This is a genomic window from Limnochorda sp. LNt (genome assembly GCF_035593265.1).
Lineage (GTDB): Bacteria > Bacillota > Limnochordia > Limnochordales > Geochordaceae > Geochorda > Geochorda subterranea.
Map to the genome: position 1 here is coordinate 2,559,779 of NZ_CP141614.1, position 20,591 is coordinate 2,580,369.

Annotated in this window: 21 protein-coding genes and 1 pseudogene; 6 read left to right on the forward strand and 16 right to left on the reverse strand. The window is 70.5% G+C overall.

Going from position 1 to position 20,591, the window contains the following annotated elements:
* Window positions 1–43: 43 nt before the first annotated feature.
* From VLY81_RS12285 to disA, 7 genes are all read right to left on the reverse strand, one after another.
* Window positions 44–322, reverse strand: a complete 279-nt coding sequence (locus tag VLY81_RS12285) for a metal-sensitive transcriptional regulator (protein ID WP_324668488.1) — start codon at window positions 320–322, stop codon at window positions 44–46.
* Window positions 323–351: 29 nt separating this feature from the next.
* Window positions 352–1,050, reverse strand: a complete 699-nt coding sequence (gene pdo, locus VLY81_RS12290; protein WP_324668489.1) for a protein disulfide oxidoreductase — start codon at window positions 1,048–1,050, stop codon at window positions 352–354.
* Window positions 1,051–1,178: 128 nt separating this feature from the next.
* On the reverse strand, window positions 1,179–1,688 hold the full coding sequence (gene ispF / locus VLY81_RS12295; protein ID WP_324668490.1) for a 2-C-methyl-D-erythritol 2,4-cyclodiphosphate synthase: 510 nt from the start codon (window positions 1,686–1,688) through the stop codon (window positions 1,179–1,181).
* On the reverse strand, window positions 1,678–2,451 hold the full coding sequence (ispD, locus tag VLY81_RS12300) for a 2-C-methyl-D-erythritol 4-phosphate cytidylyltransferase (protein ID WP_324668491.1): 774 nt from the start codon (window positions 2,449–2,451) through the stop codon (window positions 1,678–1,680). The genes ispF and ispD overlap by 11 nt, the downstream gene beginning before the upstream one ends.
* A 7-nt stretch (window positions 2,452–2,458) precedes the next feature.
* Window positions 2,459–3,574 carry a PIN/TRAM domain-containing protein gene (locus VLY81_RS12305; protein WP_324668492.1) on the reverse strand — a complete coding sequence of 372 codons (1,116 nt, stop codon included), beginning with the start codon at window positions 3,572–3,574 and terminating at the stop codon, window positions 2,459–2,461.
* Window positions 3,575–3,626: 52 nt separating this feature from the next.
* Entirely contained in the window at window positions 3,627–4,106 is a 480-nt protein-coding gene (locus tag VLY81_RS12310; protein ID WP_324670421.1) for a CarD family transcriptional regulator, read from the reverse strand.
* A gap of 203 nt (window positions 4,107–4,309) precedes the next feature.
* A complete protein-coding gene (disA, locus tag VLY81_RS12315; protein WP_405001382.1) occupies window positions 4,310–5,341 on the reverse strand; it encodes a DNA integrity scanning diadenylate cyclase DisA in 1,032 nt (343 codons plus the stop codon).
* 225 nt (window positions 5,342–5,566) lie between these two features.
* Here disA and VLY81_RS12320 point away from each other — a divergent pair, with 225 nt between their 5' ends.
* Window positions 5,567–5,938, forward strand: a complete 372-nt coding sequence (locus tag VLY81_RS12320) for a tRNA-binding protein (RefSeq protein WP_324668494.1) — start codon at window positions 5,567–5,569, stop codon at window positions 5,936–5,938.
* 27 nt (window positions 5,939–5,965) lie between these two features.
* On the opposite strand, the gene VLY81_RS12325 is transcribed toward VLY81_RS12320, so the two are convergent.
* On the reverse strand, window positions 5,966–7,147 hold the full coding sequence (locus VLY81_RS12325) for a thiolase family protein (protein WP_324668495.1): 1,182 nt from the start codon (window positions 7,145–7,147) through the stop codon (window positions 5,966–5,968).
* 36 nt (window positions 7,148–7,183) lie between these two features.
* Window positions 7,184–8,179: a tryptophan--tRNA ligase gene (gene trpS / locus VLY81_RS12330; protein ID WP_324668496.1), complete on the reverse strand. Its 996-nt coding sequence runs from the start codon at window positions 8,177–8,179 to the stop codon at window positions 7,184–7,186.
* A gap of 125 nt (window positions 8,180–8,304) precedes the next feature.
* Here trpS and VLY81_RS12335 point away from each other — a divergent pair, with 125 nt between their 5' ends.
* On the forward strand, window positions 8,305–9,585 hold the full coding sequence (locus tag VLY81_RS12335; RefSeq protein ID WP_324668497.1) for an MFS transporter: 1,281 nt from the start codon (window positions 8,305–8,307) through the stop codon (window positions 9,583–9,585).
* Here the strand turns inward: VLY81_RS12335 and VLY81_RS12340 are convergent.
* The 7 genes and pseudogenes from VLY81_RS12340 to VLY81_RS12370 form a co-directional block, all read right to left on the reverse strand.
* Window positions 9,560–10,537 (reverse strand): annotated as a pseudogene (locus VLY81_RS12340) (L-lactate dehydrogenase); the annotation flags it as partial. The gene VLY81_RS12335 and the pseudogene VLY81_RS12340 sit on opposite strands and share 26 nt — an antisense overlap.
* Before the next feature lie 98 nt (window positions 10,538–10,635).
* A complete protein-coding gene (locus tag VLY81_RS12345; protein ID WP_324668499.1) occupies window positions 10,636–13,077 on the reverse strand; it encodes an ATP-dependent Clp protease ATP-binding subunit in 2,442 nt (813 codons plus the stop codon).
* Between the two features lie 26 nt (window positions 13,078–13,103).
* On the reverse strand, window positions 13,104–14,177 hold the full coding sequence (locus VLY81_RS12350) for a protein arginine kinase (protein ID WP_324668500.1): 1,074 nt from the start codon (window positions 14,175–14,177) through the stop codon (window positions 13,104–13,106).
* The gene (locus VLY81_RS12355) at window positions 14,174–14,692 is read right to left on the reverse strand and encodes a UvrB/UvrC motif-containing protein (RefSeq protein WP_324668501.1); all 519 of its coding nucleotides are present in this window, start codon (window positions 14,690–14,692) and stop codon (window positions 14,174–14,176) included. The genes VLY81_RS12350 and VLY81_RS12355 overlap by 4 nt, the downstream gene beginning before the upstream one ends.
* A 36-nt stretch (window positions 14,693–14,728) precedes the next feature.
* Window positions 14,729–15,211 (reverse strand): CtsR family transcriptional regulator, encoded by a 483-nt coding sequence (locus tag VLY81_RS12360; RefSeq protein ID WP_324668502.1) that lies wholly within the window; start codon window positions 15,209–15,211, stop codon window positions 14,729–14,731.
* A gap of 115 nt (window positions 15,212–15,326) precedes the next feature.
* Window positions 15,327–16,145 (reverse strand): ABC transporter permease, encoded by an 819-nt coding sequence (locus VLY81_RS12365; protein ID WP_324668503.1) that lies wholly within the window; start codon window positions 16,143–16,145, stop codon window positions 15,327–15,329.
* Window positions 16,142–17,056 carry an ABC transporter ATP-binding protein gene (locus tag VLY81_RS12370; protein ID WP_324668504.1) on the reverse strand — a complete coding sequence of 305 codons (915 nt, stop codon included), beginning with the start codon at window positions 17,054–17,056 and terminating at the stop codon, window positions 16,142–16,144. The genes VLY81_RS12365 and VLY81_RS12370 overlap by 4 nt, the downstream gene beginning before the upstream one ends.
* A 251-nt stretch (window positions 17,057–17,307) precedes the next feature.
* Here VLY81_RS12370 and VLY81_RS12375 point away from each other — a divergent pair, with 251 nt between their 5' ends.
* From VLY81_RS12375 to gabT, 4 genes are all read left to right on the forward strand, one after another.
* Window positions 17,308–17,898 (forward strand): nucleoside recognition domain-containing protein, encoded by a 591-nt coding sequence (locus VLY81_RS12375; RefSeq protein WP_324668505.1) that lies wholly within the window; start codon window positions 17,308–17,310, stop codon window positions 17,896–17,898.
* A gap of 4 nt (window positions 17,899–17,902) precedes the next feature.
* Window positions 17,903–18,442 (forward strand): spore maturation protein, encoded by a 540-nt coding sequence (locus VLY81_RS12380; RefSeq protein ID WP_324668506.1) that lies wholly within the window; start codon window positions 17,903–17,905, stop codon window positions 18,440–18,442.
* 127 nt (window positions 18,443–18,569) lie between these two features.
* Window positions 18,570–19,112 (forward strand): hypothetical protein, encoded by a 543-nt coding sequence (locus tag VLY81_RS12385; RefSeq protein WP_324668507.1) that lies wholly within the window; start codon window positions 18,570–18,572, stop codon window positions 19,110–19,112.
* A gap of 131 nt (window positions 19,113–19,243) precedes the next feature.
* Window positions 19,244–20,590: a 4-aminobutyrate--2-oxoglutarate transaminase gene (gene gabT / locus VLY81_RS12390; protein ID WP_324668508.1), complete on the forward strand. Its 1,347-nt coding sequence runs from the start codon at window positions 19,244–19,246 to the stop codon at window positions 20,588–20,590.
* The last annotated feature ends 1 nt before the right edge of the window (window position 20,591 follow it).

Genomic DNA, 20,591 nt, shown 5'->3' on the forward strand with positions numbered 1-20,591 from the left:
CCGGGGACGCGTGGACTCCTGTCGCCCGTCGCCGACGGCCGCGTCACGAGAAGCGCAAGAACATCCGGGCCGCCCGCTCGAGGGCCTGCTCCCGCTCGGGGCTCTCCTTGGCGACGCACTCCCGGAAGTGGTCGCTCATCAGGGCCATGGCCACCTTGGAGAGGGCCGCCCTCATGGCGGCCAGCTGCAACACGATCTCCTCGCAGTCGCGCTGGCTCTCCAGCATGCGCTGCACGCCGCGCGCCTGGCCCTCGATGCGCTTCATGCGGTTGACGAGATCCTCGACGCGACGCTGATCCTTGGTGACGACCACCGCTGCCATACCCTCCCCGGTCTGTCGCGCGCGCATGCCTACGGCTGGCTGGCCTCCCGCTGGCCGATGGTGGCCAGGATTTGGTCCAGCAAGACGGTCTCGGGTACGGCGCCCTCGATCTCGCCGGTCTCGTTGATGACCGTCTTGGGGACCCCGTAGACCCCGTAGCGGCTGGCCAGCTCGGGAAACTCGGTGGCCTCGATCATGTCGGCCGTGATGTTGGGATTCTCCATCGCGAACTGGTGGGCCAGCCGCACCGCCCGAGGGCAGTACGGACACGTCGGCGTGACGAAAACCTTGAGGTGCACCGGCACCTCGATGGCCCGCACTCGCTCTCGCACCTCAGGCGTCAGCCGGGTGCGACCGTTGCCCGTGTCCACCACGTCCTCCACCAGCGTCCCAAACTCGTAGCCTGCCGGGATGCCGAAGAACCGCACGTTGCGCCGGCTGCCCTGCGCGTCGGTGACCACGATGGCCGGCACCAGGTCGATCCCGTACTCCCGCAGGGTGTCGAGGTGCAGCTTGCGGTCGTAGACGGCCACCTCCACCTTGTCGGTGGTGGAGGCCATCTCCTGCACCAGCTGGACCGCCTGCTGGCAGTAGGTGCAGGGCCTCTCCCCCGGCACCACCAGCTTGGAGGGGTTCTCGGTGAAGATCAGGAGCCGGGTCTTGCCCTCCATCTTCTCGAAGACCGACTCGAGGTAGCGGCGATCACGCTCGCCGATCAGGGTCGCCATGCGCTTACCCTCCATGCTGCCTTGGCATCGACGGCGCTCGTGGCAGTCGTCGCAACGAGACGCCCGTACCCCGTACCGTATGTTGCCGTGCTGTTGCATACCACGCCGCGTCTCGCCTCGTCAAGCCCCTACCCCTCCCGCCGCAAGGTGGCCGTCACCAGGCAGGCGACGGCGCGCCCCTGCCCGATGTCGCCCAGGCCCTCGGCCCGCTTGCCCTTGATGGAGATGGCCAGGTCTGGCTCGGCGAGCGCCTGGCGGATCTGGGCCGCCATCGCCTCGCGGTACGGCCCGATGCGGGGCGCCTCCGCGATGATGACGGCGTCCACGAAGGTGACCCGGAAGCCCCGCTCGCGCACCCGGGCGTAGGCCTCGCGCAGGAGGAGGCGGCTGTCGGCGCCCTTCAGCTCTGGGGCCGTGTCGGGGAAGAGCGTCCCGATGTCGCCGAGGCAGGCCCCTCCCAGCAACGCATCGGCCAGCGCGTGCAAGAGCGCGTCGCCGTCGCTGTGGCCAGCCAGGCCGCGTTCGAACGGGATGGCGACGCCTCCCAGCCGCAGCGGGCGTCCCTCGACCAGGGGGTGGATGTCGAAGCCCAGGCCCACCCGCACCTCGCCGGGCATCCCTGGCGGCTCAACTGCCATTGCGCCGCTCGACACCCATCCCGCCATCGTGGCGCCAACCCATCAGCGCCTCGGCCACCAGGAGGTCCTCCGGCTCCGTCACCTTGATGTTGGCGGGGTGCCCCAGCACGACCCTCACCGGCTCGCCCATGGCCTCGACCAGGGTGCAGTCGTCGGGACCCTCCAGGTCACGCGCGGCGGCCCGCTCGTGGGCCTCGAGCAGCAGGCGGAAGCGAAAGGCCTGCGGCGTCTGGATGAGCCACAGCCGGCTGCGCTCGGGCGTCAAACTCACCCTGCCGTCCGGGTCGATGACCTTGACCGTCTCGCGTACCGGCAGCCCCAGGGTGGCCGCGCCCGAGCGGCGGGCCTCGTCGAGCACCTTGAGGACCAGGGTCTCCGTCACCAGGGGACGCACGCCGTCGTGGACGACGACGTACTCCCAGTCGACCCCCTCGTCGCGCAGGCTCCACAGGCCGCGCAGCACCGAGTCCTGGCGACGTCGGCCGCCGGCCACGACGCATCGCACCTTGTGCAAGGCGAAGCGGTCGACCACCTCACGGCGTGCGTAGGCGACATCGGCCTCGGGCACGACCAGCACCACGGCGTCGACGGCGTCGCACGCCTCGAAGACCGACAGCGCGTGGACCACCACGGGCTTGCCGCCGAGCGGCAAGAACTGCTTGGCCACGGGAGCCCCCAGGACGCCCGCCATGGGGGAGTGCTGCCACCGCTCCGCCATGCGGCGGCCCTGTCCGGCCGCCACCACGACGGCTCCCGTCATCATGCCGGCATCACGGATGCGACGCCCGCCCGTCGTGCTTGGGGCGAGCGAAGATGAGGCGCCCCGCGGAGGTCTGCAGCACGCTGGTCACCGTCACGTCCACCGTCTCGCCGATGTAACGCCGCCCGCCGTCGACCACGATCATGGTGCCGTCGTCCAGGTAGCCCACGCCCTGCCCCTGCTCCTTGCCGTCACGGATGAGCTGCACCGTCATCTCCTCGCCGGGCAGCACCACCGGCTTGAGCGCGTTGGCCAGCTCGTTGACGTTGAGCACGCCCACGCCGTGCAGGGAGGCCACCTTGTTGAGGTTGAAGTCGCTGGTCACCACGCGGGCGCCCATGCGCTGGGCCAGCTTGATGAGGCGGAGGTCGACGTCGCCACGGCCGTTGGCCTCGACGATCCGAAGATGGATGCCGCGCTCCTTTTGCAACCGCTGCAGCACGTCGAGCCCGCGCCGGCCGCGATTGCGCCGGAGCGGATCGGGGGAGTCGGCGATCCGCTGCAGTTCCTCGATGACGAAGCTGGGCACCACCAGAGTGCCCTCCATGAAGCCCGTGCGGCAGACGTCCCCGATGCGGCCGTCGATGATGGCGCTGGTGTCCAGCAGGACCGGCCGTCCCTGGCCCTGCTCCCTGCCCTCGGCGCTCTCGCCGTCGGCATCCGGCGCAGGGGCACCCTCCACCGGGCGGCGCCGGCGCCCCAGCAGATGCCCGAGCTCGTCTCGCTTGCGCACCCCCACGACCACACCCACGTAGGCCGCCGCCACGGTGACCAGCAGCGGGATGAGGTCGCCGACCACCGGCAGGTCCCGCGGGATGGGCAGCGTCACCAGGAAGGCGATGAGCAACGCCGCGACCATGCCCACGGTGCCCCACAGGAGGTCGCCGGCCGGCATGCGGTGCAGGCGGGCCGTCACGGCCACCAGACCCGCCTCCGCCCACCGGGCGAGCCCGGCGCCCGCCAGCCCCCCCAACAGGGCCAGCCCCAGCGGCAAGGCCAGGCGCTGCGCCAGCGACCCGGCTGCCAGGGCCGAGAGCAACTCCATCGAGGCCAACAGCTCACCGGTCCGGAAGCCCGCTACGCCTCCCAGGACGGCGAGAAGCCACCGCAGCACGGCCGACAGCATGCCGTGCCGTCACCCCCGTGCACCCGCCACTGGTCCTTGCCCGCGTGCTACGTCAACCCAGGATCGCGTCGATGCGGCGCTCCACCTCGTCGGCCGGGAGGCCCTGCGCCAGCACCAGCTCGGAGATGAGGATCTGCCGGGCGCTCTCGAGCATCCGCCGCTCGCCGGTCGAGAGGCCCTTCTCCTTGTCGCGGATGGAGAGGTTGCGGACGACCTCCGCCACCTCGAAGATGTCGCCGCTCTTGATCTTCTCGAGATTGGCCCGATAGCGGCGATTCCAGTTTTGGGACATCTTGGTCTTCTCGCCTTGCAGTACCTCGAAGACCCGGCTGACCTCCTGCGGGCTGATCACCTCGCGCAGGCCGACCTCCTCGACGCTGCGCAACGGGATCATCACCTGCATGTCGCCCATGGGCAGTTTCATGATGTAGTACTGCTGGCGCTGGCCGAGCACCTCTCGCTCCTCGATGGCCTCGATGATCCCGGCCCCGTGCATGGGATAGACGACCTTGTCGCCCACTTTGAACTGCATCAAGGAGACCCCTTACCTCCCGTCCCTCGCAGAGGCCGCACCCTCCCCATGGTAACAGTCTGACAGGCGTACTGTCAAACGAAACGATGCGCAGGCATCTGAGGCATCGCCACGCGCGCTTAGGCGAATCGCTCTCGTCCTGCGTCCTTCTGGCTCCGTCTTGCTCTCTCTAGCGCCGTCACGAGCTGGCCCGGAATGTCGCCCTACAGGTGCCGGTCCAGCAGGACCTGCTCCCGCAGGCGATGGAGCCCCTCCTTGATGGCCTTGGCCCGCACCTCGCCGATGCCCTCGACATCGTCGAGCTGGTCGATGGAGGCCGACAGGATGTTGGGAAGGTGCTGAAACTTCTTCACAAGGTTTTCGATGACGGGCATGGGAAGCCGGGGGATCTTGTGGAGGATGCGATAGCCTCGGGGGACCACGGCCGTCTCCAGGCTGGTCACCTGACCGTGGCCCATGGCCTTGAGGATCAGGTTGACGTCGGGGATCTCGTCCTGGACCGTCCGGCGGCACAGCTCGGCCCAGATGTCGTCGGGATGCCGACCGTCCTGGGCGACCCAGTAGTCGCGGAAGACCAGCACCCCCTCGTCCTCGATCTCGCTCAGCAGCTCCTCCAGCTGCATCTCCACCAGACGCCCCTCGGTGCCCAGCTCGACGACGTATCGGCGGATCTCCGCCGCGATGCGCTCCACCATCTGGGCACGCTGCAGCACCGTGGCGACGTCGAGGAGCGTGGCCAGATCCTCGAACTCGAGGGCCGACAGGTTGACCAGGGACTGCTCGAGCACGCTGCGATAGCGCTCCAGCGTCGACAGGGCTTGATTGGCCTTGGAGAGGATGACGTTGAGATCGCGCAGGACGTACTTGATGTCACCCTTGTACAGGGTTACCATGTTGCGGCGCTGCGAGATGGAGATGACCAGCTCGCCGGTCTGCTTGGCCATGCGCTCCGCGGCCCGATGGCGGGTCCCGGTCTCGAAGGTGGGGATCATGGGATCGGGATTGAGCTGGGCGTTGGCGTACAGGATCCGCTCGGCATCCGAACTGAGCACGATGGCCCCGTCCATCTTGGCCAGCTCGTACAGCGCCGAGGGGTTGAGCTCGGTGTCGACGTGGAAGCCGCCATCCACCAGCTCCAGCACCTGGGGGGTGTCGCCGACGACGATGAGAGCCCCCGTGCGGGCCCGAAGGATGTTTTCGAGGCCTTCACGCAGAGCCGTCCCGGGCGCCACCATCCGCAGCACCCGGGTCAACGCGTCGTCCCGGCTGTCGGCCAACCTCGCGGGTCTCACTCCACTCCCGGCGCCCCCGGGTGCCCTCTCCCACCGAGCACGCGGGCTCGTCGACACCTAGTCATTATAGCATCGGGCCCCGAGCGCCCACAACGGGGCAGCCGTCTCGCCGGCCGCCCCTCGACAGGGGCCTCTCACGCTGAAGCAGAGGAGGGAGGTCGTCGACCCATGGAGGTCGATCCGCTGTCCGGCGTGCCACCCCTCAAGCCGCAGGTGTCCCCCGAGGCATGGGAACGGCTCGACATCCGCATCGGCCAGGTGGTGGAGGCCTGGCCCGCTGAGCACACGCACCGCCCGGCCTACCGGCTCGTCATCGACTTCGGTCCTTTGGGGCGGCGCACCTCGAGTGCGCAGATCACCGCCCTTTACACGCCCGAGCAGCTGGTAGGGCGGTCGGTCGTGGCGGTCGTCAACCTTCCACCCAAGCGGGTGGGCGGTTTCAAGTCGGAGGTGCTGGTGCTGGGCGCCGTGGACGGGGAGGGCCGCGTCGTGCTGCTGGAGCCGGAGCGCCCCTGCCCGCCCGGCCTGCCCGTGGGATGAGGCCGTCGGGCCGACCGGGGGCGCGGCTCACGGGACCCGCTCCACTACCAGGGCGACGGCTTCGCCGCCGCCGATGCAGAGGGTGGCCAGACCCCGCCGAGCTCCCCGCTGCTCCATCGCGAACAGCAGCGTGACCAAGACCCGTGCGCCGCTGGCCCCGATGGGATGCCCCAGGGCGATGGCGCCCCCCCGGACGTTGACCCGCCCCGGATCCAGGCCCAGCTCGCGGATGGCCACCATGGGCACCACCGCGAAGGCCTCGTTGATCTCGTAGAGGTCGATGGCGGACGCATCGAGACCTGCCTTGCCCAGGACCCGGCGGATGGCCGCGATGGGCGCCACGGTGAACCACTCGGGGTCGGTGGCGGCCTGGGCCTGCGCCACGATGCGCGCCATGGGGCGCAGACCCATCCGCGACGCCACGGGCTCCGCCACGACGACGACGGCTGCGGCGCCGTCGCTGATGCTGGAGGCGTTGCCCGGGGTGACGGTGCCCTCCGCCTTGAAGGCGGGCTTCAACTGGCGGAACCGGCTCTCGACCAGGCGCCCGGGCTCCTCGTCCTCGTGCACCTCGTGGCGCTCCCCCCTGCCATCCTCCCACTGCACGGGCACGATCTCCCGTGCCAAGGCCCCCTCGGTCATCGCCGCCCGTGCCCGCCGATAGCTCTCCAGGGCATAGTCGTCCTGTTCCTGCCTGGAGAAGCCCCGGCGCTCGGCCAGCAGCTCGGCGCAGCTGCCCATGTGACAGTCGTTGTAGACGTCCCACAAACCGTCGTGGATCATGGTGTCGACCAGACGGCCGTGGCCCATGCGCAACCCGGCCCGGGCGCCCTGCACCACGTAAGGGGCGTTGGACATGCTCTCCATGCCCCCCGCCACCACCACGTCGGCATCCCCGCTCGCGATGGCCTGCGCGGCCAGCATGACGGCCTTGAGCCCCGAGCCGCACATCTTGTTGATGGTGAGGCAAGGCACCCCACGGGGCAGGCCGGCCAGCAGGGCGGCCTGTCGTGCAGGGGCCTGCCCGAGGCCCGCTCCCAGGACGTTGCCCATGATCACCTCGTCGACGTCCTCGGGCCGCACGCCCGAGCGCTCCACGGCCCCCCGGATGGCCGATGCGCCCAGCTGCGGCGCTGAAAGCGCGCTCAAAACGCCCAGGAAGGCTCCGATGGGCGTGCGGGCCGCCCCGACGATGACCGCCTCCCGCATGCGACGATGCCCCCCGTCCGTCGATCGGCGCCCCCGTCAGGGCGAGCGCCTGCGCGTGAAGCCCATCCGCTCGCGGGCCTCCTGGAGCACCTCCCGTGCCACCCGGCGGGCCCGCTCGGCGCCTGCCGCCGCGATCTCCGAGGCCGTCTCCGGCCGGGCCGCCAGCTCGGCGTAGCGGGCCTGGATGGGCCGCAGCACCTCGATCAGGGACTCGGCCACGGCCTGCTTGAGGTCGACGTAGCGCAGGGTGCCCTGGCGGTAGTGGTCGAGGAAGTGCCGGCACGTCTCGGCCGGCGCGGCCGCCTCGAGCAAGGTGAAGAGGTTGCGCACGCCGGGGCTCATCTCGTCGCCCCTGGGCCCCACGTCGGTCACGGCCCGCCGCACCTTGTCGCGGATGGTCTCGGGTGGATCCAGCACCGAGATGGCCCCCTCGGGCTCGCTCTTGGACATCTTGCGGGTCGGATCGTCGAGGGACATGATGCGAGCCGCCTGCGTGAGCAGAGGCTCGGGCTCCGGAAACGTCTCCCCGAAGAGCTGGTTGAACTTGCGCGCCAGGTCCCGGGTCAGCTCCAGGTGCTGCACCTGATCCTCACCGACTGGCACCCGGTCGGCCTTGTAGAGCAGGATGTCGGCGGCCATCAGCACCGGGTAGTTGAGCAGCCCGGCGTAGACGGACTCGGCGTGCTTGCGCGCCTTGTCCTTGAACTGGGTCATCCGCTGCAGCTGCCCCAGGGGCGTGATGCAGTTGAGCAGCCAGGCCAGCTCCGTGTGCTCCGGCACGTCGGACTGGACGAAGATGGTGGAGCGCTCGGGGTCCAGACCCGCGGCCACGTTGACCAGGAGGGCCTGGCGCACCCGCTCCGGCATCTCCCGGGGGTCGTAGGGCACCGTGATGGCGTGGTAGTCCACGATGCAGAAGAAGCACGGATGCTGCGACTGGAGCTCGACCCAGTTGCGGATGGCGCCGAAGAGGTTGCCGACATGGATCATGCCGCTGGGCTGGATGCCGGAGAAGACCACATGCTGCGTCATGGAAGGGACTTCGCACCTCCTGGTCCGGCGGTCGGTCGGGGCTCTGGGGGCCGCACCTTGCGCCCATTATACCATCGCGGCCTTTTCCCGACCCGGGCCCTGTGGTTTAATAGGCGGCGGGCGACGTGAGCACGCACTCGGCAGACTGGCGGCGCAACGTCTACATCGTAGCCGGCGGGGTCTTCATCGCGGCGATGGGCTTCTCCATCGTCGCCCCGTTTCTGCCTGCCCTGGTGACCGAGGTGGGCGTCTCCTCGGGCACGGCATTCTGGTCAGGCATGGTCCTGGCCGTCAACTTCGTCACCTCGAGCCTGATGGCACCGGTCTGGGGCTCCATCGCCGACCAGGTCGGCAAGCGGCCGATGATGGTGCGGGCCGGTCTGGGCATCGCCCTCACCTACGTCTTCATGGCCCGGGCGCGGTCGGTCTGGGACCTGCTCATCTGGCGGGCCGTCAACGGCCTGCTGGCAGGCTACATCCCGGCCGCCAACGTGCTGGTCGCCACCAACACTCCCGACAGCCACCTGGGGCGCGCGCTGGGCCTCCTCCAGGCCGCCTCGGCCGCCGGCACCATCAGCGGGCCGCTCATCGGCGGGGTGGCGGCGCAGCTCCTGGGGCCACGCGGCGCCATGCTGGTGGCCGCCGGGCTGCTGGCCCTGGCCGGGCTCCTGCCCGTCTTGAGCGGCATCCAGGAGCGGGTCCAGCCGCAGGGCCCCGTCGACTGGCGGCAGGTCGGCCAGCGGGTGGTACTCGACGTGCAAGAGGCCCTGGCCGACCCCGGCGTCTCCCGGCTGTTCGGGCTGCAGCTCCTGTTCAGCATGGCGCAGGTGATGACCCAGCCCACGCTGCCCCTCTACGTGGCCACCCTGGTGAGCCGCGACGTCGCCCTGGTGACCGGCATGGTCTACTCGGCCGCCGGCATCGCGACCGCCGTCGGCGCGCCGGCGGCGTCGCGGTGGGGCGATCGGGACCCGGTGGCGCTGCTGCGCTGCGGCATCGTGGCCGCCAGCCTCACGCACGCGGCCCAGGCGCTGGTGCCTCATCCCCTCTTCCTGGCGGGAGCCCGGCTCGCCTTCGGGCTCAGCGGGAGCGCGGTGGTGGTGGCCTCGGGCGTGCTGCTGGCGCGTCGCACCCCCCCGGAGCACCGGGGCCGCGCCTTCGGCGTGCTGCAGTCCGTCAACGGGGCGGGGGCCGTGGCAGGGCCCCTGCTGGGAGGGGCCCTGGGCGAGGTGGCCGGTCTGGCGGCCCCCTTCTGGGCGGGAGCAGTGGTGATCGGCGTCGCCTACTGGGTCACCCTGCGCTCGGCCGCCGCGCTCGACCGGCCTCCGCGGCGCCGGTGCCGTCCCGTGAGCCCGAGGGCCGCGAGCCGTCGCCGCCGGTGGAGGTCGACCGGTGGGCGGCGATGACCGGCTCGACCTCGTCCGCCGCCCGCCGCAGCAGCTCGGCCGAGCGACGCAGCGCCTCCAGCTCGTCGGGCGCCAGCGGGAGGTCCACCATGCGCTCGACGCCCGACCACCCCACCACGCACGGCATGCCCAGGTAGATGTCGCGGATGCCCTGCCACTCCTCGACGTACGTCGAGATCGTCAGGACCGAGCGCTGATCCTGCAGGATGCTCTCCACCAGCCGCGCCACCGCCAGCGCGACGGCGTAGTAGGTGGCGCCCTTGCGCCGGATGATCTCGTAGGCGGCGCCCCGCACCTCTTCGAAGATGCGCTGGAGGGCCCCGTCGTGCACCGCCTGCTCCCACGTGGGGCCCAGCTCCGCCAACCTCACCCCGGCGATGTGGGCCAGGCTCCAGGCGACCAGCTCCGAGTCGCCGTGCTCCCCGATGACGTAGGCGTGCACGCTTCGCGGGTCCACGCCGAAGTGCTGCCCCAGCAGGAAGCGCAGACGGGCCGTGTCGAGCAGCGTCCCCGAGCCGATGACCCGGGAGGCCGGCAGTCCCGAGCACTTGTAGGCGACGTAGCTCAGGACGTCGACGGGATTGGTGACGACCAGCAGGATGCAGCCGGGGGCGTGGCGCACCACCTGCCTCGTCACCTCGGCCATGATGGTCGCGTTGCGCTGCAAGAGCTGCAGTCGTGTCTCCCCCGGCTTCTGGGCGACGCCGGCCGCGACGATGACCAGGTCGGCGCCGGCGAGGTCGGGGTAGTCACCCGCCCGGATGCTCAAGGGCGCGGCCAGGGGGATGCCGTGGTTGAGGTCCATCGCGTCACCCTCGGCCTTGGCCCGGTTGATGTCGACCAGCACGATCTCGCAGTGCACGCCGCGCACCAACAGCGTGTAGGCCACGGTGGACCCGACCAGTCCGCTCCCCACGATCCCCACCTTGGGTGTCCGTGGATCGGTCCGCAAGGGCCTCGCCTCCTCCCGTCGGGGCCTCTCCCCGATACGGTCGGACGGCCGACGCACCCGGCCGCCCGACACCTGGACCCCCTGTAGCCTGCCCCCGATCAGCGATGAGCCCGCGCGAGCTCCTCCTTCTTGCCGAAGGTGATGGAGCCGTCGACGGCGTCCACCACGATGGTATCGCCCTCGTGGAAGCGACCCTTGAGCATCTCGTCGGAGAGGGGGTTTTCCACCAGGCGCTGGATGGCCCGGCGCAACGGCCTCGCCCCGAAGTCGGGATCGAATCCCTCGTCGGCCAGCACCTCCTTGGCCGCCTCGGTGAACTCCACCTTGATGCCCCGCTCCTCCAGGTCGGCGGCCACCCGCCTGAGCAGGATGTCGATGATCTGCCGGATGTGCTCCTTGTTGAGGGCGTGGAAGACGATGACCTCGTCGATGCGGTTGAGGAACTCGGGCCGGAAGGTGCGCCGCAGCTCCTCGAGCACCTTCTTCTTCATGGTCTCGTAGGCGTCGCGCTCGTCCTCCGTGGCGCGGAAGCCGAGGCGCGCCTGGCGGTGGATCTCCTGCGCCCCCACGTTGGAGGTCATGATGACCACCGTGTTGCGGAAGTCGACGGTGCGCCCCTTGGCGTCGGTCAACCGCCCATCCTCCAGCACCTGCAGCAGCACGTTGAAGACCTCGGGGTGGGCCTTCTCGATCTCGTCGAGCAGGATGACGGAGTAGGGCCGGCGGCGCACCCGCTCGGTGAGCTGGCCGCCCTCCTCGTAGCCCACGTAGCCCGGGGGCGCGCCCACCAGCCGGGAGACGGTGTGGCGCTCCATGTACTCCGACATGTCGATGCGGATCATGGCGTCCTCGTCGCCGAATAGGGCCTCGGCCAGGGCCTTGGCCAGCTCCGTCTTGCCCACGCCCGTGGGGCCCAGGAAGATGAAGGAGCCGATGGGCCGCCGCGGATCCTTGAGCCCGGCGCGGGCTCGCCGGATGGCCCGGGAGACCGCGTCGATGGCCTCGTCCTGACCCACGACCCGGCGATGGAGCACCTCCTCCAGGTGCAGCAGCCGCTCCGTCTCCTCCTGCTGCAGCTTGGAGACCGGGATGCCGGTCCAGGCCGAGACCACCTGGGCGATGTCCTCGGCCGAGACGACGCCCTCCGTGCGGCTGCGGGAGTTCTTCCACTCCTGGCGCTTGTGCTCCAGCTCCTCCCGCATCTGCTGCTCCTTGTCGCGCAGCGCCGCGGCCTTCTCGAACTCCTCGTTCTTGATGGCCGCCTCCTTCTCCGTCTGGATCTCCTGGATGGCCTCCTCGAGCTGCTTCAACTCGGGCGGGGCGATGAGCGCTTGCAGCCGCACCCGGGAGCCGGCCTCGTCGATGAGGTCGATGGCCTTGTCGGGCAAGAACCGGTCCGTGACGTACCGATCCGACAGCCGGGCGGCGGCCACCAGGGCCTCGTCCGTGATCTTCACCCGATGATGGGCCTCGTAGCGATCCCGCAACCCCTGCAGGATGGCGATGGTCTCCTCCACCGTCGGCTCATCCACCATGATGGGCTGGAAGCGCCGCTCCAGGGCCGCGTCCTTCTCGATGTGCTTGCGGTACTCGTCTACGGTGGTGGCGCCGATGCACTGCAGCTCCCCGCGGGCCAGGGCCGGCTTGAGGATGTTGGAGGCGTCGATGGCCCCCTCCGCGGCGCCGGCGCCCACGATGGTGTGCATCTCGTCGATGAAGAGGATGATGTCGCCCGAGTTGCGGATCTCGTCCATCACCTTCTTGAGGCGCTCCTCGAACTCGCCGCGGAACTTGGAGCCCGCCACCACGGCCGCCAGGTCCAGGGTGACCACGCGCTTGTTGAGCAGCGTCTCCGGCACGTCCCCGGCCACGATCTTCTGGGCGAGCCCCTCCACGACGGCGGTCTTGCCGACGCCCGGCTCGCCGATGAGGACGGGGTTGTTCTTGGTGCGCCGGGAGAGCACCTGGATGACCCGCTGGATCTCCTGCTCCCGCCCGATGACCGGATCCAGCTTGCCCTCGCGGGCCAGCTCCGTCAGGTCGCGCCCGTACTGATCCAGCGTCGGTGTCTTGCGGCTCCGAGCCATCTTGGCCTGCGGTGGGGTGGAGCCGCCCAGCAGCTCCACCACCGTGCGGCGCACCTTGTCGAGATCGGCCCCCATGTTGCGCAGCACCTGGGCGGCCACGCCCTCCCCCTCGCGGATGAGGCCCAGGAGGATGTGCTCGGTGCCGATGTAGGTGTGGCCCAGCTGGCGCGCCTCGTCGAAGGCCAGCTCCAGCACTCGCTTGGCCCGCGGCGTGAAGCCGATCTGGCCGGTGGTGGTGCCCTCGCCGCGGCCGATCACCTTCTCCACCTCCGCCCGGACCCGCTCCAGGCTGATGCCCATGCTCTGCAGCGCCCGGGCCGCCACGCCCTCGCCCTCGGCGATGAGGCCCAGCAGGATGTGCTCGGTGCCAACCACGTTGTGGCCAAGACGCCGGGCCTCTTCCTGCGACAGGACCACGACCCGCTGGGCACGTTCGGTGAATCGCCCAAACATGTCGCACCACCCGCTCCTTCCAGCCGCTACGCCTGCGCCGCCTCCTGCAGGCGGATGCGTTCTCGTATCAGAGCCGCCCGGTGCACGTCCCGCTCGGCCGGCGCCAGCTCCCGCCCCATGAAGCTCTGGAGATGGGCCGGGCGGATCAGCACCAGCAGCTCCTTCAGAATGCGCTGGTCGAGCCCCTTGATGATACCCAGGTCGATGCCGAGCCGCACGTCGGAGAGCCGCTGCATCGCCTCCTGGGAGGTGATGGCCCGAGAGTAGCGCAAGACCCCGTAGGAGCGCCAGACCCGATCCTCCAGGGCGGCCCGGTCGGCCACCAGCCGCTGCCGGGCAGCACGCTCCTGGGTGATGACCTCGCGAGCCAGATTGGACAGATGCTTGAGGATCTCGTCCTCGCTGCGGCCCAGGCTCACCTGGTTGGAGATCTGGAAGATGTTGCCCACCGACTCGGTCCCCTCGCCGTACAGCCCGCGCACCGCCACGCCGAAGCGCGCCACCGCACTCAAGACCTGCTGCAGCATGCCGGTGAGGGCCAGGGCGGGCAGGTGCAGCATCACCGAGGCCCTCAAGCCCGTGCCGACGTTGGTGGGCCAGGCCGTCAGGTAGCCTACCCGTTCCGAGAAGGCATACTCCAGCGTCTCCGAGAGGCGGTCGTCGATCCGGTCGGCCAGATCCAGGGCCTGCTCGAGCTGGAAGCCCGCGAACAGCGTCTGCAGACGCAGGTGATCCTCCTCGTTGATCATGAGGCTGACCGACTCGTCGTCTCGCAGCGCCAGGGCCTTCTCCCGCACGTCCTGGGTGTGCATGGGGCTGATCAGGTGCCGCTCCACCAGGAGCTCCCGCTCCAGGGGCGCGATCTCGCTCATCCGCGAGAAGGTGAGGGGGCCGCCCGAGGCGCGGTCGAGGGACAGGATGGCCTGCCGGCACCGGGTCGCCACCTCGCGCAGCTGCTCCGGCGTGGCGACGCCGGGGAAGGGGATGCCCTCGACGTTGCGCGCCAGGCGCACCCGGGTGCCCAGGACCACGTCGGACTCGGGCCCATCGCCCACGATCCACCCCCGGACGTGACGGCGCACCATGTCCTCGAAGCTCACCGGTCGCTGCCCCCCCTCTCCAGCTCCCGGATGCGATCCCGCAACTGGGCCGCCCGCTCATACTGTTCGGAGGCGATGGCCTCTTGCAGCTCCTCGCGAAGGCGCCCCAGCTCCCGGCGTCGCAGCGACTCGCCGCGCTCCCGCGGGCGCTTGCCGGCATGCTCCGTGGCCCCGTGGAGCCGCTTGAGCACCGGCCGCAGCGCCCGTTCGAAGGTGACGTAGCACTGGCTGCAGCCCAGCTGCCCCAGCCGCTTGAAGTCCGACCACGACAGCCCGCAGTTGGGGCAACGGGTAGCCGCCCGGGTCGTCGTCTCCTGGCCCGCCCCCGTCTCCACGAAGGGTAGATCGAAGAAGGACTTCATCAGCTCCTCGAAGGTGGCGCCGAAGGGCGTCGCCTGCAGCTCACCCGTCTCGCGGGCGCAGGGCTCGCACAGGTGCAGCTCGGTCTTGACCCCGTTGTCGATGCGCACCTTGTGCACGGTCGCCGGACGAGTGCCGCAGCGCTGGCACATCATCGCCGACCCTCCCGTCCGTCGCTGCCCTCGGTAAGGCTACGCGTCGCTGACCTCCATGAACCGCACCATCAGCATGCTCCGCAGCAGCGCCGCCCGTACCCGGTCCCGGAGGGCCGGGACGGGCACCCACTCCGTCTGGCTGCGCATGGCCGCCCGCCAGACCGCCGCCTCCCGGGCGCCGATGAGCCGGGCCTGCTGCAGGCGCTCCACCACAGCATCGGCCTCGCTGCACGTCACGGCGTCACCCAGCCGCTCGATCAGGGCCTGCAGGAGGGACGCCCGATCCGGCTGCGCAGGGGCGAGCCGCATGATGCGGATGAAGCCTCCGCCGCCCCGGCGGCTCTCGACCAGGTAGCCGTGGCGCGGGGTGAAGCGGGTCTCCAGCACGTAGGTGATCTGCGACGGCACGCACGCGAACCGCCCCGCCAGCTCGACCCGCCGGATCTCCACCCAGGGCGCCCCGGTGCGCTCGAACAGCTCCTTGATGTGGCGCTCGATGGCGTCGGCCAGCGAAGCCATGGAGCTGGCGATCCCCCGCTTCCGACGTCCGTGTCGTGGTCGGATTTGACCTTCCTTGACCTTCCGACGGCATTATCGCGCCTCGATGCGGGGCGCGCAAGGGAGGGGACCGGGCTCAGCCGCTGCGCTTCAGCTTGCCGTGCCGCATGGCGTAGCGGGCTCCCGCCCGGAAGACCCAGAAGCCCACCGGGATGAAGAGGGCCGCCATGCCCAGCAGAATGGCCACGTCTCCCATCAGGGCCCCCGTCGGGGCGCCGTCGATGAGAGCCGCCCGCGTCGCCTGCAGCGTGTACGTGCCCGGGCTGACGTAGGCCAGAGGCCGGAGCCACCCCGGCAGCGCCGAGACGTCGTAGTAGACACCCGACACCAGCAGGAGCGCGGCCTGGAAGATGTTGGTGGCCTGGGCTCCCTTCTCGGTGGAGAGCAGGGGCAGCACGGAGGCCATCAGCCCCAGCCCGATGAAGGAGAGGCCGGCCACGGCCAGCACGAGGCCCGCGCCACCCAGGTTGGCTCCCGCCAGGTCGAGCCGGAAGAAGGCCGCCACCGCGGCCAGCAGGATGGCCGTGCGCAGCGAGGCGTAGGCGATGGCCCACAGGCAGTTGCCGCCCAGGTAGGTGAGCAGGTGGATGGGTGCCATGAAGGTGTACTCGATGGTGCCCTCCCATCGCTCCCACTGGACGGCCTGGCCCACCTCGCTGAAGACGACGGACAGGAAGCTCCACAACAGCGCGCCGGTCAACAGGTAGAGCACCAGCCGCGGGTCGGCCTGGATGCCGGGGGCGCCGACTCCGATGAGCCCGATGCTGACGCTGTTGACGATGGTGTAGACGAGGAAGACCAGCTCCCAGCCCAGGTATCGCCGGGCGAGGTTGAAGTTGCGCTCCACGAAGGCCAGCGAGGAGCGCAGCTCCCGGAGCACCTCGACCTTGCTCACGACTCTTCGACCTCCGCTTCCTCGTGCGGGCGCCACTCGCTGCCCGTCAGCTCGAAGAACAGCTCCTCCAGGCTCATCTCGCGTCCCGGCCGTGATCGCTTGAGCTCCTCCGGCGTGCCCATGGCGACCAGACGACCGTCCTTGAGGAAGGCGATGCGACCGCACAGCCGCTCCGCCTCCTGCATGTCGTGCGTCGTCAGGAGCACCGTCGCGTCGTGCTGGTCGTGCAGCTCCTGCACGAAGTCTTGCACCTCCCGCTTGGAGCGGGGGTCGAGCCCTGTCGTCGGCTCGTCGAGCAGGAGCAGCACCGGCGCGGTGAACAGAGCTCGGGCGATGGCCACCTTCTGCTGCATGCCCCGGGAAAGGTCCTCCAAGGGTGCGTCCAGCTTGGCCCGGGGAAGCCCCATGCGTCGCAGGATGTCGATGGCGCGCTCCCGGGCCTCCTTGGGCGGCAGGTCGTACAGCCGCGCGGCGTAGCTCAGGTTCTCCAGGGCCGACAGCTTCTTGAAGAAGGCGGCCTCCACGGAGACCCGGTTGATGAGACGGCGCACCTCGCGCTGCTCGGCGACCACGTCGCGCCCGAAGACGTGGATGCTCCCCTCGTCGGGCAGCAACAGGGTCGACAGCAGCCGCACCAGCGTCGACTTGCCGGAGCCGTTGGGCCCGATGATCCCGAAGATCTCCCCGCGGCGCACCGACAGCGACAGGTCCTGCACGGCGGCCACCTTGCGAGGCGGCCGACGCAGGCGGCCGATGATGGTCGCCAGCCGGCCCGCCACGCCCCGCCATCGGCCGTTGGAGCCGGCGACGGCGTGCGATCCGGCGGAGTCGTCCTCTCCGGCGGCGCCCTCGTCGTGGACGTAGAAGTACTTGCTGACGTGTCGACACTCGACGGCGGTCGGCTGTTGCAAGGTACGACACCCCTCCGAATGACCGGTGGACCCCAGCGAAAGGCGACGGACGACGGTGGCGACACCCGGCAGCGAGCAAAGATAGGACGCGACCACCCCCGGCCCCCGGCCCGCGGGGACCGCCTCGAGCTGGCCGCGTCCTGCAGCAGGTCAGATGCGCATGGCGGCCTCATCGTAGCGCGAGAGCGCCCACGCTGTCAATCTCCGGTCACGGCGCTCATATCCTCCAGCCGAGGAGGCTGTCCACTGCCTTGGTCAACTGGGTGTGGGCCTTTTTGCTGCTGTCGGGCGTCGTCCTGGCCGCGGCGCGGGGGGAGCCAGGCCTGGTGTCGGAAGCCGTGGCCGCCGGCGCCGGCCGGGCCGTGCAGCTGGCCGTCCCCCTGTCGGCGGCCATCATGCTCTGGACGGGGCTCATGCAGATCGCCGACGACGCGGGGCTGACCCGGTGGCTCTCTCGGGTGCTGCTGCGGCCGGCACGTCGGCTCTTTCCCGGCGTCCCGGCCGACGACCCCGCGATGGGCGCCATCTTGATGGCCCTCAGCGCCAACGTCCTGGGACTGGGCAACGCAGCCACGCCGCTGGGGCTCAGGGCGATGCGCGAGCTGCAGCGCCTCAACCCCGACCCGGCCCGGGCCTCTCCGGCCATGTGCACGCTTTTGGCGTTGTCGACCTCGAGCCTCACGATGGTGCCGACCGGTGTCATCGCCCTGCGGGCGGCCGCCGGGGCCCGCCAGCCCGCCGACGTCCTGGTGCCCACGCTGCTGGCGACCGCCTGCTCGACGGCGGTGGCCCTGCTGGCCGACGCCTACCTGCGTCGCCGCTACGGCATCCGAGGCAGGTGAGCGCATGACCCCCGCGTGGCTGGACGGGGTGGCGCGCTGGACCGTCCCCGTCATGATCGGCCTCATCGTCGGCATCGGCGCGGCCCGGGGCGTGCCGGTCTACGAGAGCTTCGTGCGAGGCGCCAGGAGCGGGCTCGCCGTCACGCTGCGGGTCCTGCCCTACATGGTGGCGATGCTGTCGGCCACGGAGCTCTTCCAGCAGTCGGGCGCCATGGACCTGGTCATGGCGCCGTTGCACCCGCTGACCGCATGGCTCGGCATCCCTGCAGTCGTCCTGCCGATGGCCGTCATCCGCCCCCTCTCCGGCTCCGCCGCGTCGGGCTACCTGGCGCACCTCCTGCAGACGCACGGCCCCGACTCGCTGGTGGGGCGGCTGGCCTCGGTCATGCAGGGGAGCACCGAGACCACCCTCTACGTCATCACCGTCTACCTGGGGTCGGTGGGCATCCGGGATCCCCGGTGGGCCCTGACGGCCGGCCTGCTGGCCGATGCCGCCGGATTCGCAGCCTCGGTGATGGCCGTGCGCTTCATGGGCTGGCAGTAAGGCCTGGCATGTGTCGCGCGCATTTCCAAGGGCCAGGCGGTGCCTGGCCTGATAAGATGGTCCCATGCGTCATGCTGATCCATGGCATGCCCGGCGAGTCCGGGGCAGGCACCCCTCAGGGCCCCGCGTGCCGCCGGGGCTGGTCCGGAGGGGATGGGATCGCCGGCTCGCCGCCCGCTTTCCGCCCAATCCCTACGTCCAGCGGCTGGTGAGGGCCGCGCGAGCGATGGGGATCGCCTTCGAGCCGAGTCCGCTGCCCGAGCAGTGGATGTATCACCCGGGGCGGCGGGCCATCCTCATCTGGGGACCCGACCTGAGCCACCAGTCGCTCTCCTATCTGGTGGTCATCATGGCCCATGAGCTGGGGCACGCCCTCGACTTCGAGCGGCGCCGCTGCGCGGCTGCCATGCTGGGACATGGCCAGGTCTCGGGCCACGAGCTGGAGATGGAGCAGGCGGCGTGCGTCGAGGGATTCCTGCTGCTCAAGCGGCTCGCCATCCCGGTCAGCCTGCGTCAATACCTGATGATGCTGGAGCCGCCGCTGGCGGGGCGGGTCCAGGCCGATCTGGAGGCCCGTCTGTGCTGCCTGCTGGATCGGTGGGGCCCCGCCTTCGCCCGAGCGGCGGCCACCCGCTCCGTCCCTGGCGTGGCCCTGCCGCCCGTCGCCTAGGTGGCGGGACCGGCCCCGATGGCGGCCAGAGGTAACCCCCCGGCGCGCGACGTATCCTAACGTAGCGGGCTTCTCCGCGGGCAGGAGTCGCGAGCCTCGGCTCCCCGGCACGCGAGGGAGGGGGGATCTGTGTGCCCCAGTATGCACGGATGAAAACCGCCATCCCCGGCCCCAGGGCGCAGGAGCTGCTGGCGCTGATGCGGCGCTACGTACCCGACGCGATGGCGCCGGCGGTGCCGACGGTCATCGCCCGGGCCCGCGGGGCGCTGGTCGAGGATGTGGACGGCAACCAGTTCATCGACTTCGCGGGCGGCATCGGCGTGCTCAACGTGGGCCACGCTCCGCCCGAGGTCGTCCAGGCCATCGTCGAGCAGGCGGGGCGCTTCTTGCACACCGACTTCACCGTGGTCCCCTACGAGCCCTACATCCGGCTGGCCCAGCGGCTGGCTGCCAAGGCCCCCGGCAGCAGCCCCAAGAAGGTGGCCTTCTTCAACTCCGGCGCCGAGGCGGTGGAGAACGCTGTCAAGTTGGCCCGATACGCCACCGGCCGCGCCGGGATCATCGCGCTGGAGGGCGCCTTCCACGGCCGCACCTACATGGCGATGACGCTGACCAGCAAGGCCAAGCCCTACAAGGCCCGCTTCGGGCCCTTCGTGCCCGAGGTGTACCGGGTGCCGGCTCCCTACTGCTACCGGTGCCCGCTGGGGCTGAGCTACCCGCAGTGCGGCCTGGCGTGCGTGCAGGCCCTCGAGCGCGCTCTGGTGACCATGGTCGCCCCCGAGGCGACGGCCGCGGTCATCGTCGAGCCGGTGCAGGGCGAGGGCGGCTTCGTGGTCCCGCCTCCGGAGTACCTGCAGGCCGTGCGGGAGCTGACGGCCCGCCACGAGATCCTGCTCATCGCCGACGAGATCCAGTCGGGCTTCGGTCGCACGGGGCGCTTCCTGGCCATCGAACACTTCGGGGTGGAGCCCGACATCGTCACCGTCGGCAAGTCCATCGCAGCGGGCCTCCCCCTCTCGGGCGTCATCGCGCGGGCCGACCTCTACGACCGGCTCGGGGAGGGCGTGGTGGGCGGCACCTTCGTGGGCAACCCCGTGGCCTGCGCCGCCGGCCTGGCGGTGCTGGACCAGATCGAGCGCCAGGACCTGGTGGCCAGGGCCGAGCGGATCGGGGCGATCGCCCGGCGCCGGATGGAGGCCATGATGGAGCGGATCCCCCTCATCGGCGACGTGCGGGGGTTGGGGGCCATGGTCGGCATGGAGCTGGTGCGAGACCGCCGCACCAAGGAGCCCGCGGACCAGGAGACCTCCCGCATCCTGCGGCGCTGCGCCGAGCGAGGCCTCATCTGCATCAAGGCTGGCATCTACGGCAACGTCATCCGCTTGCTGGTGCCCCTCGTCGTGGAGGAGGACCAGCTCCAGGAGGGGCTCGAGATCCTCGAGCAGGCCGTCCTCGAGGAGGCCGGGGTGCGGAGCTGAC

What these genes read in the sequence shown, in the direction of transcription:
- VLY81_RS12380 (WP_324668506.1), top strand. Translation starts at nt 17,903, where the DNA reads ATGACCCCCGCGTGGCTGGACGGGGTGGCGCGCTGGACCGTCCCCGTC.
- VLY81_RS12310 (WP_324670421.1), bottom strand. Translation starts at nt 4,106, where the DNA reads ATGCAGTTCAAAGTGGGCGACAAGGTCGTCTATCCCATGCACGGGGCC.
- ispF (WP_324668490.1), bottom strand. Translation starts at nt 1,688, where the DNA reads ATGGCAGTTGAGCCGCCAGGGATGCCCGGCGAGGTGCGGGTGGGCCTG.
- VLY81_RS12285 (WP_324668488.1), bottom strand. Translation starts at nt 322, where the DNA reads ATGGCAGCGGTGGTCGTCACCAAGGATCAGCGTCGCGTCGAGGATCTC.
- VLY81_RS12325 (WP_324668495.1), bottom strand. Translation starts at nt 7,147, where the DNA reads ATGCGGGAGGCGGTCATCGTCGGGGCGGCCCGCACGCCCATCGGAGCC.
- disA (WP_405001382.1), bottom strand. Translation starts at nt 5,341, where the DNA reads ATGGTGGCGCCCGGGACGGCTCTGCGTGAAGGCCTCGAAAACATCCTT.
- trpS (WP_324668496.1), bottom strand. Translation starts at nt 8,179, where the DNA reads ATGACGCAGCATGTGGTCTTCTCCGGCATCCAGCCCAGCGGCATGATC.
- ispD (WP_324668491.1), bottom strand. Translation starts at nt 2,451, where the DNA reads ATGATGACGGGAGCCGTCGTGGTGGCGGCCGGACAGGGCCGCCGCATG.
- VLY81_RS12345 (WP_324668499.1), bottom strand. Translation starts at nt 13,077, where the DNA reads ATGTTTGGGCGATTCACCGAACGTGCCCAGCGGGTCGTGGTCCTGTCG.
- VLY81_RS12355 (WP_324668501.1), bottom strand. Translation starts at nt 14,692, where the DNA reads ATGATGTGCCAGCGCTGCGGCACTCGTCCGGCGACCGTGCACAAGGTG.
- pdo (WP_324668489.1), bottom strand. Translation starts at nt 1,050, where the DNA reads ATGGCGACCCTGATCGGCGAGCGTGATCGCCGCTACCTCGAGTCGGTC.
- VLY81_RS12360 (WP_324668502.1), bottom strand. Translation starts at nt 15,211, where the DNA reads ATGGCTTCGCTGGCCGACGCCATCGAGCGCCACATCAAGGAGCTGTTC.
- VLY81_RS12320 (WP_324668494.1), top strand. Translation starts at nt 5,567, where the DNA reads ATGGAGGTCGATCCGCTGTCCGGCGTGCCACCCCTCAAGCCGCAGGTG.
- VLY81_RS12305 (WP_324668492.1), bottom strand. Translation starts at nt 3,574, where the DNA reads ATGCTGTCGGCCGTGCTGCGGTGGCTTCTCGCCGTCCTGGGAGGCGTA.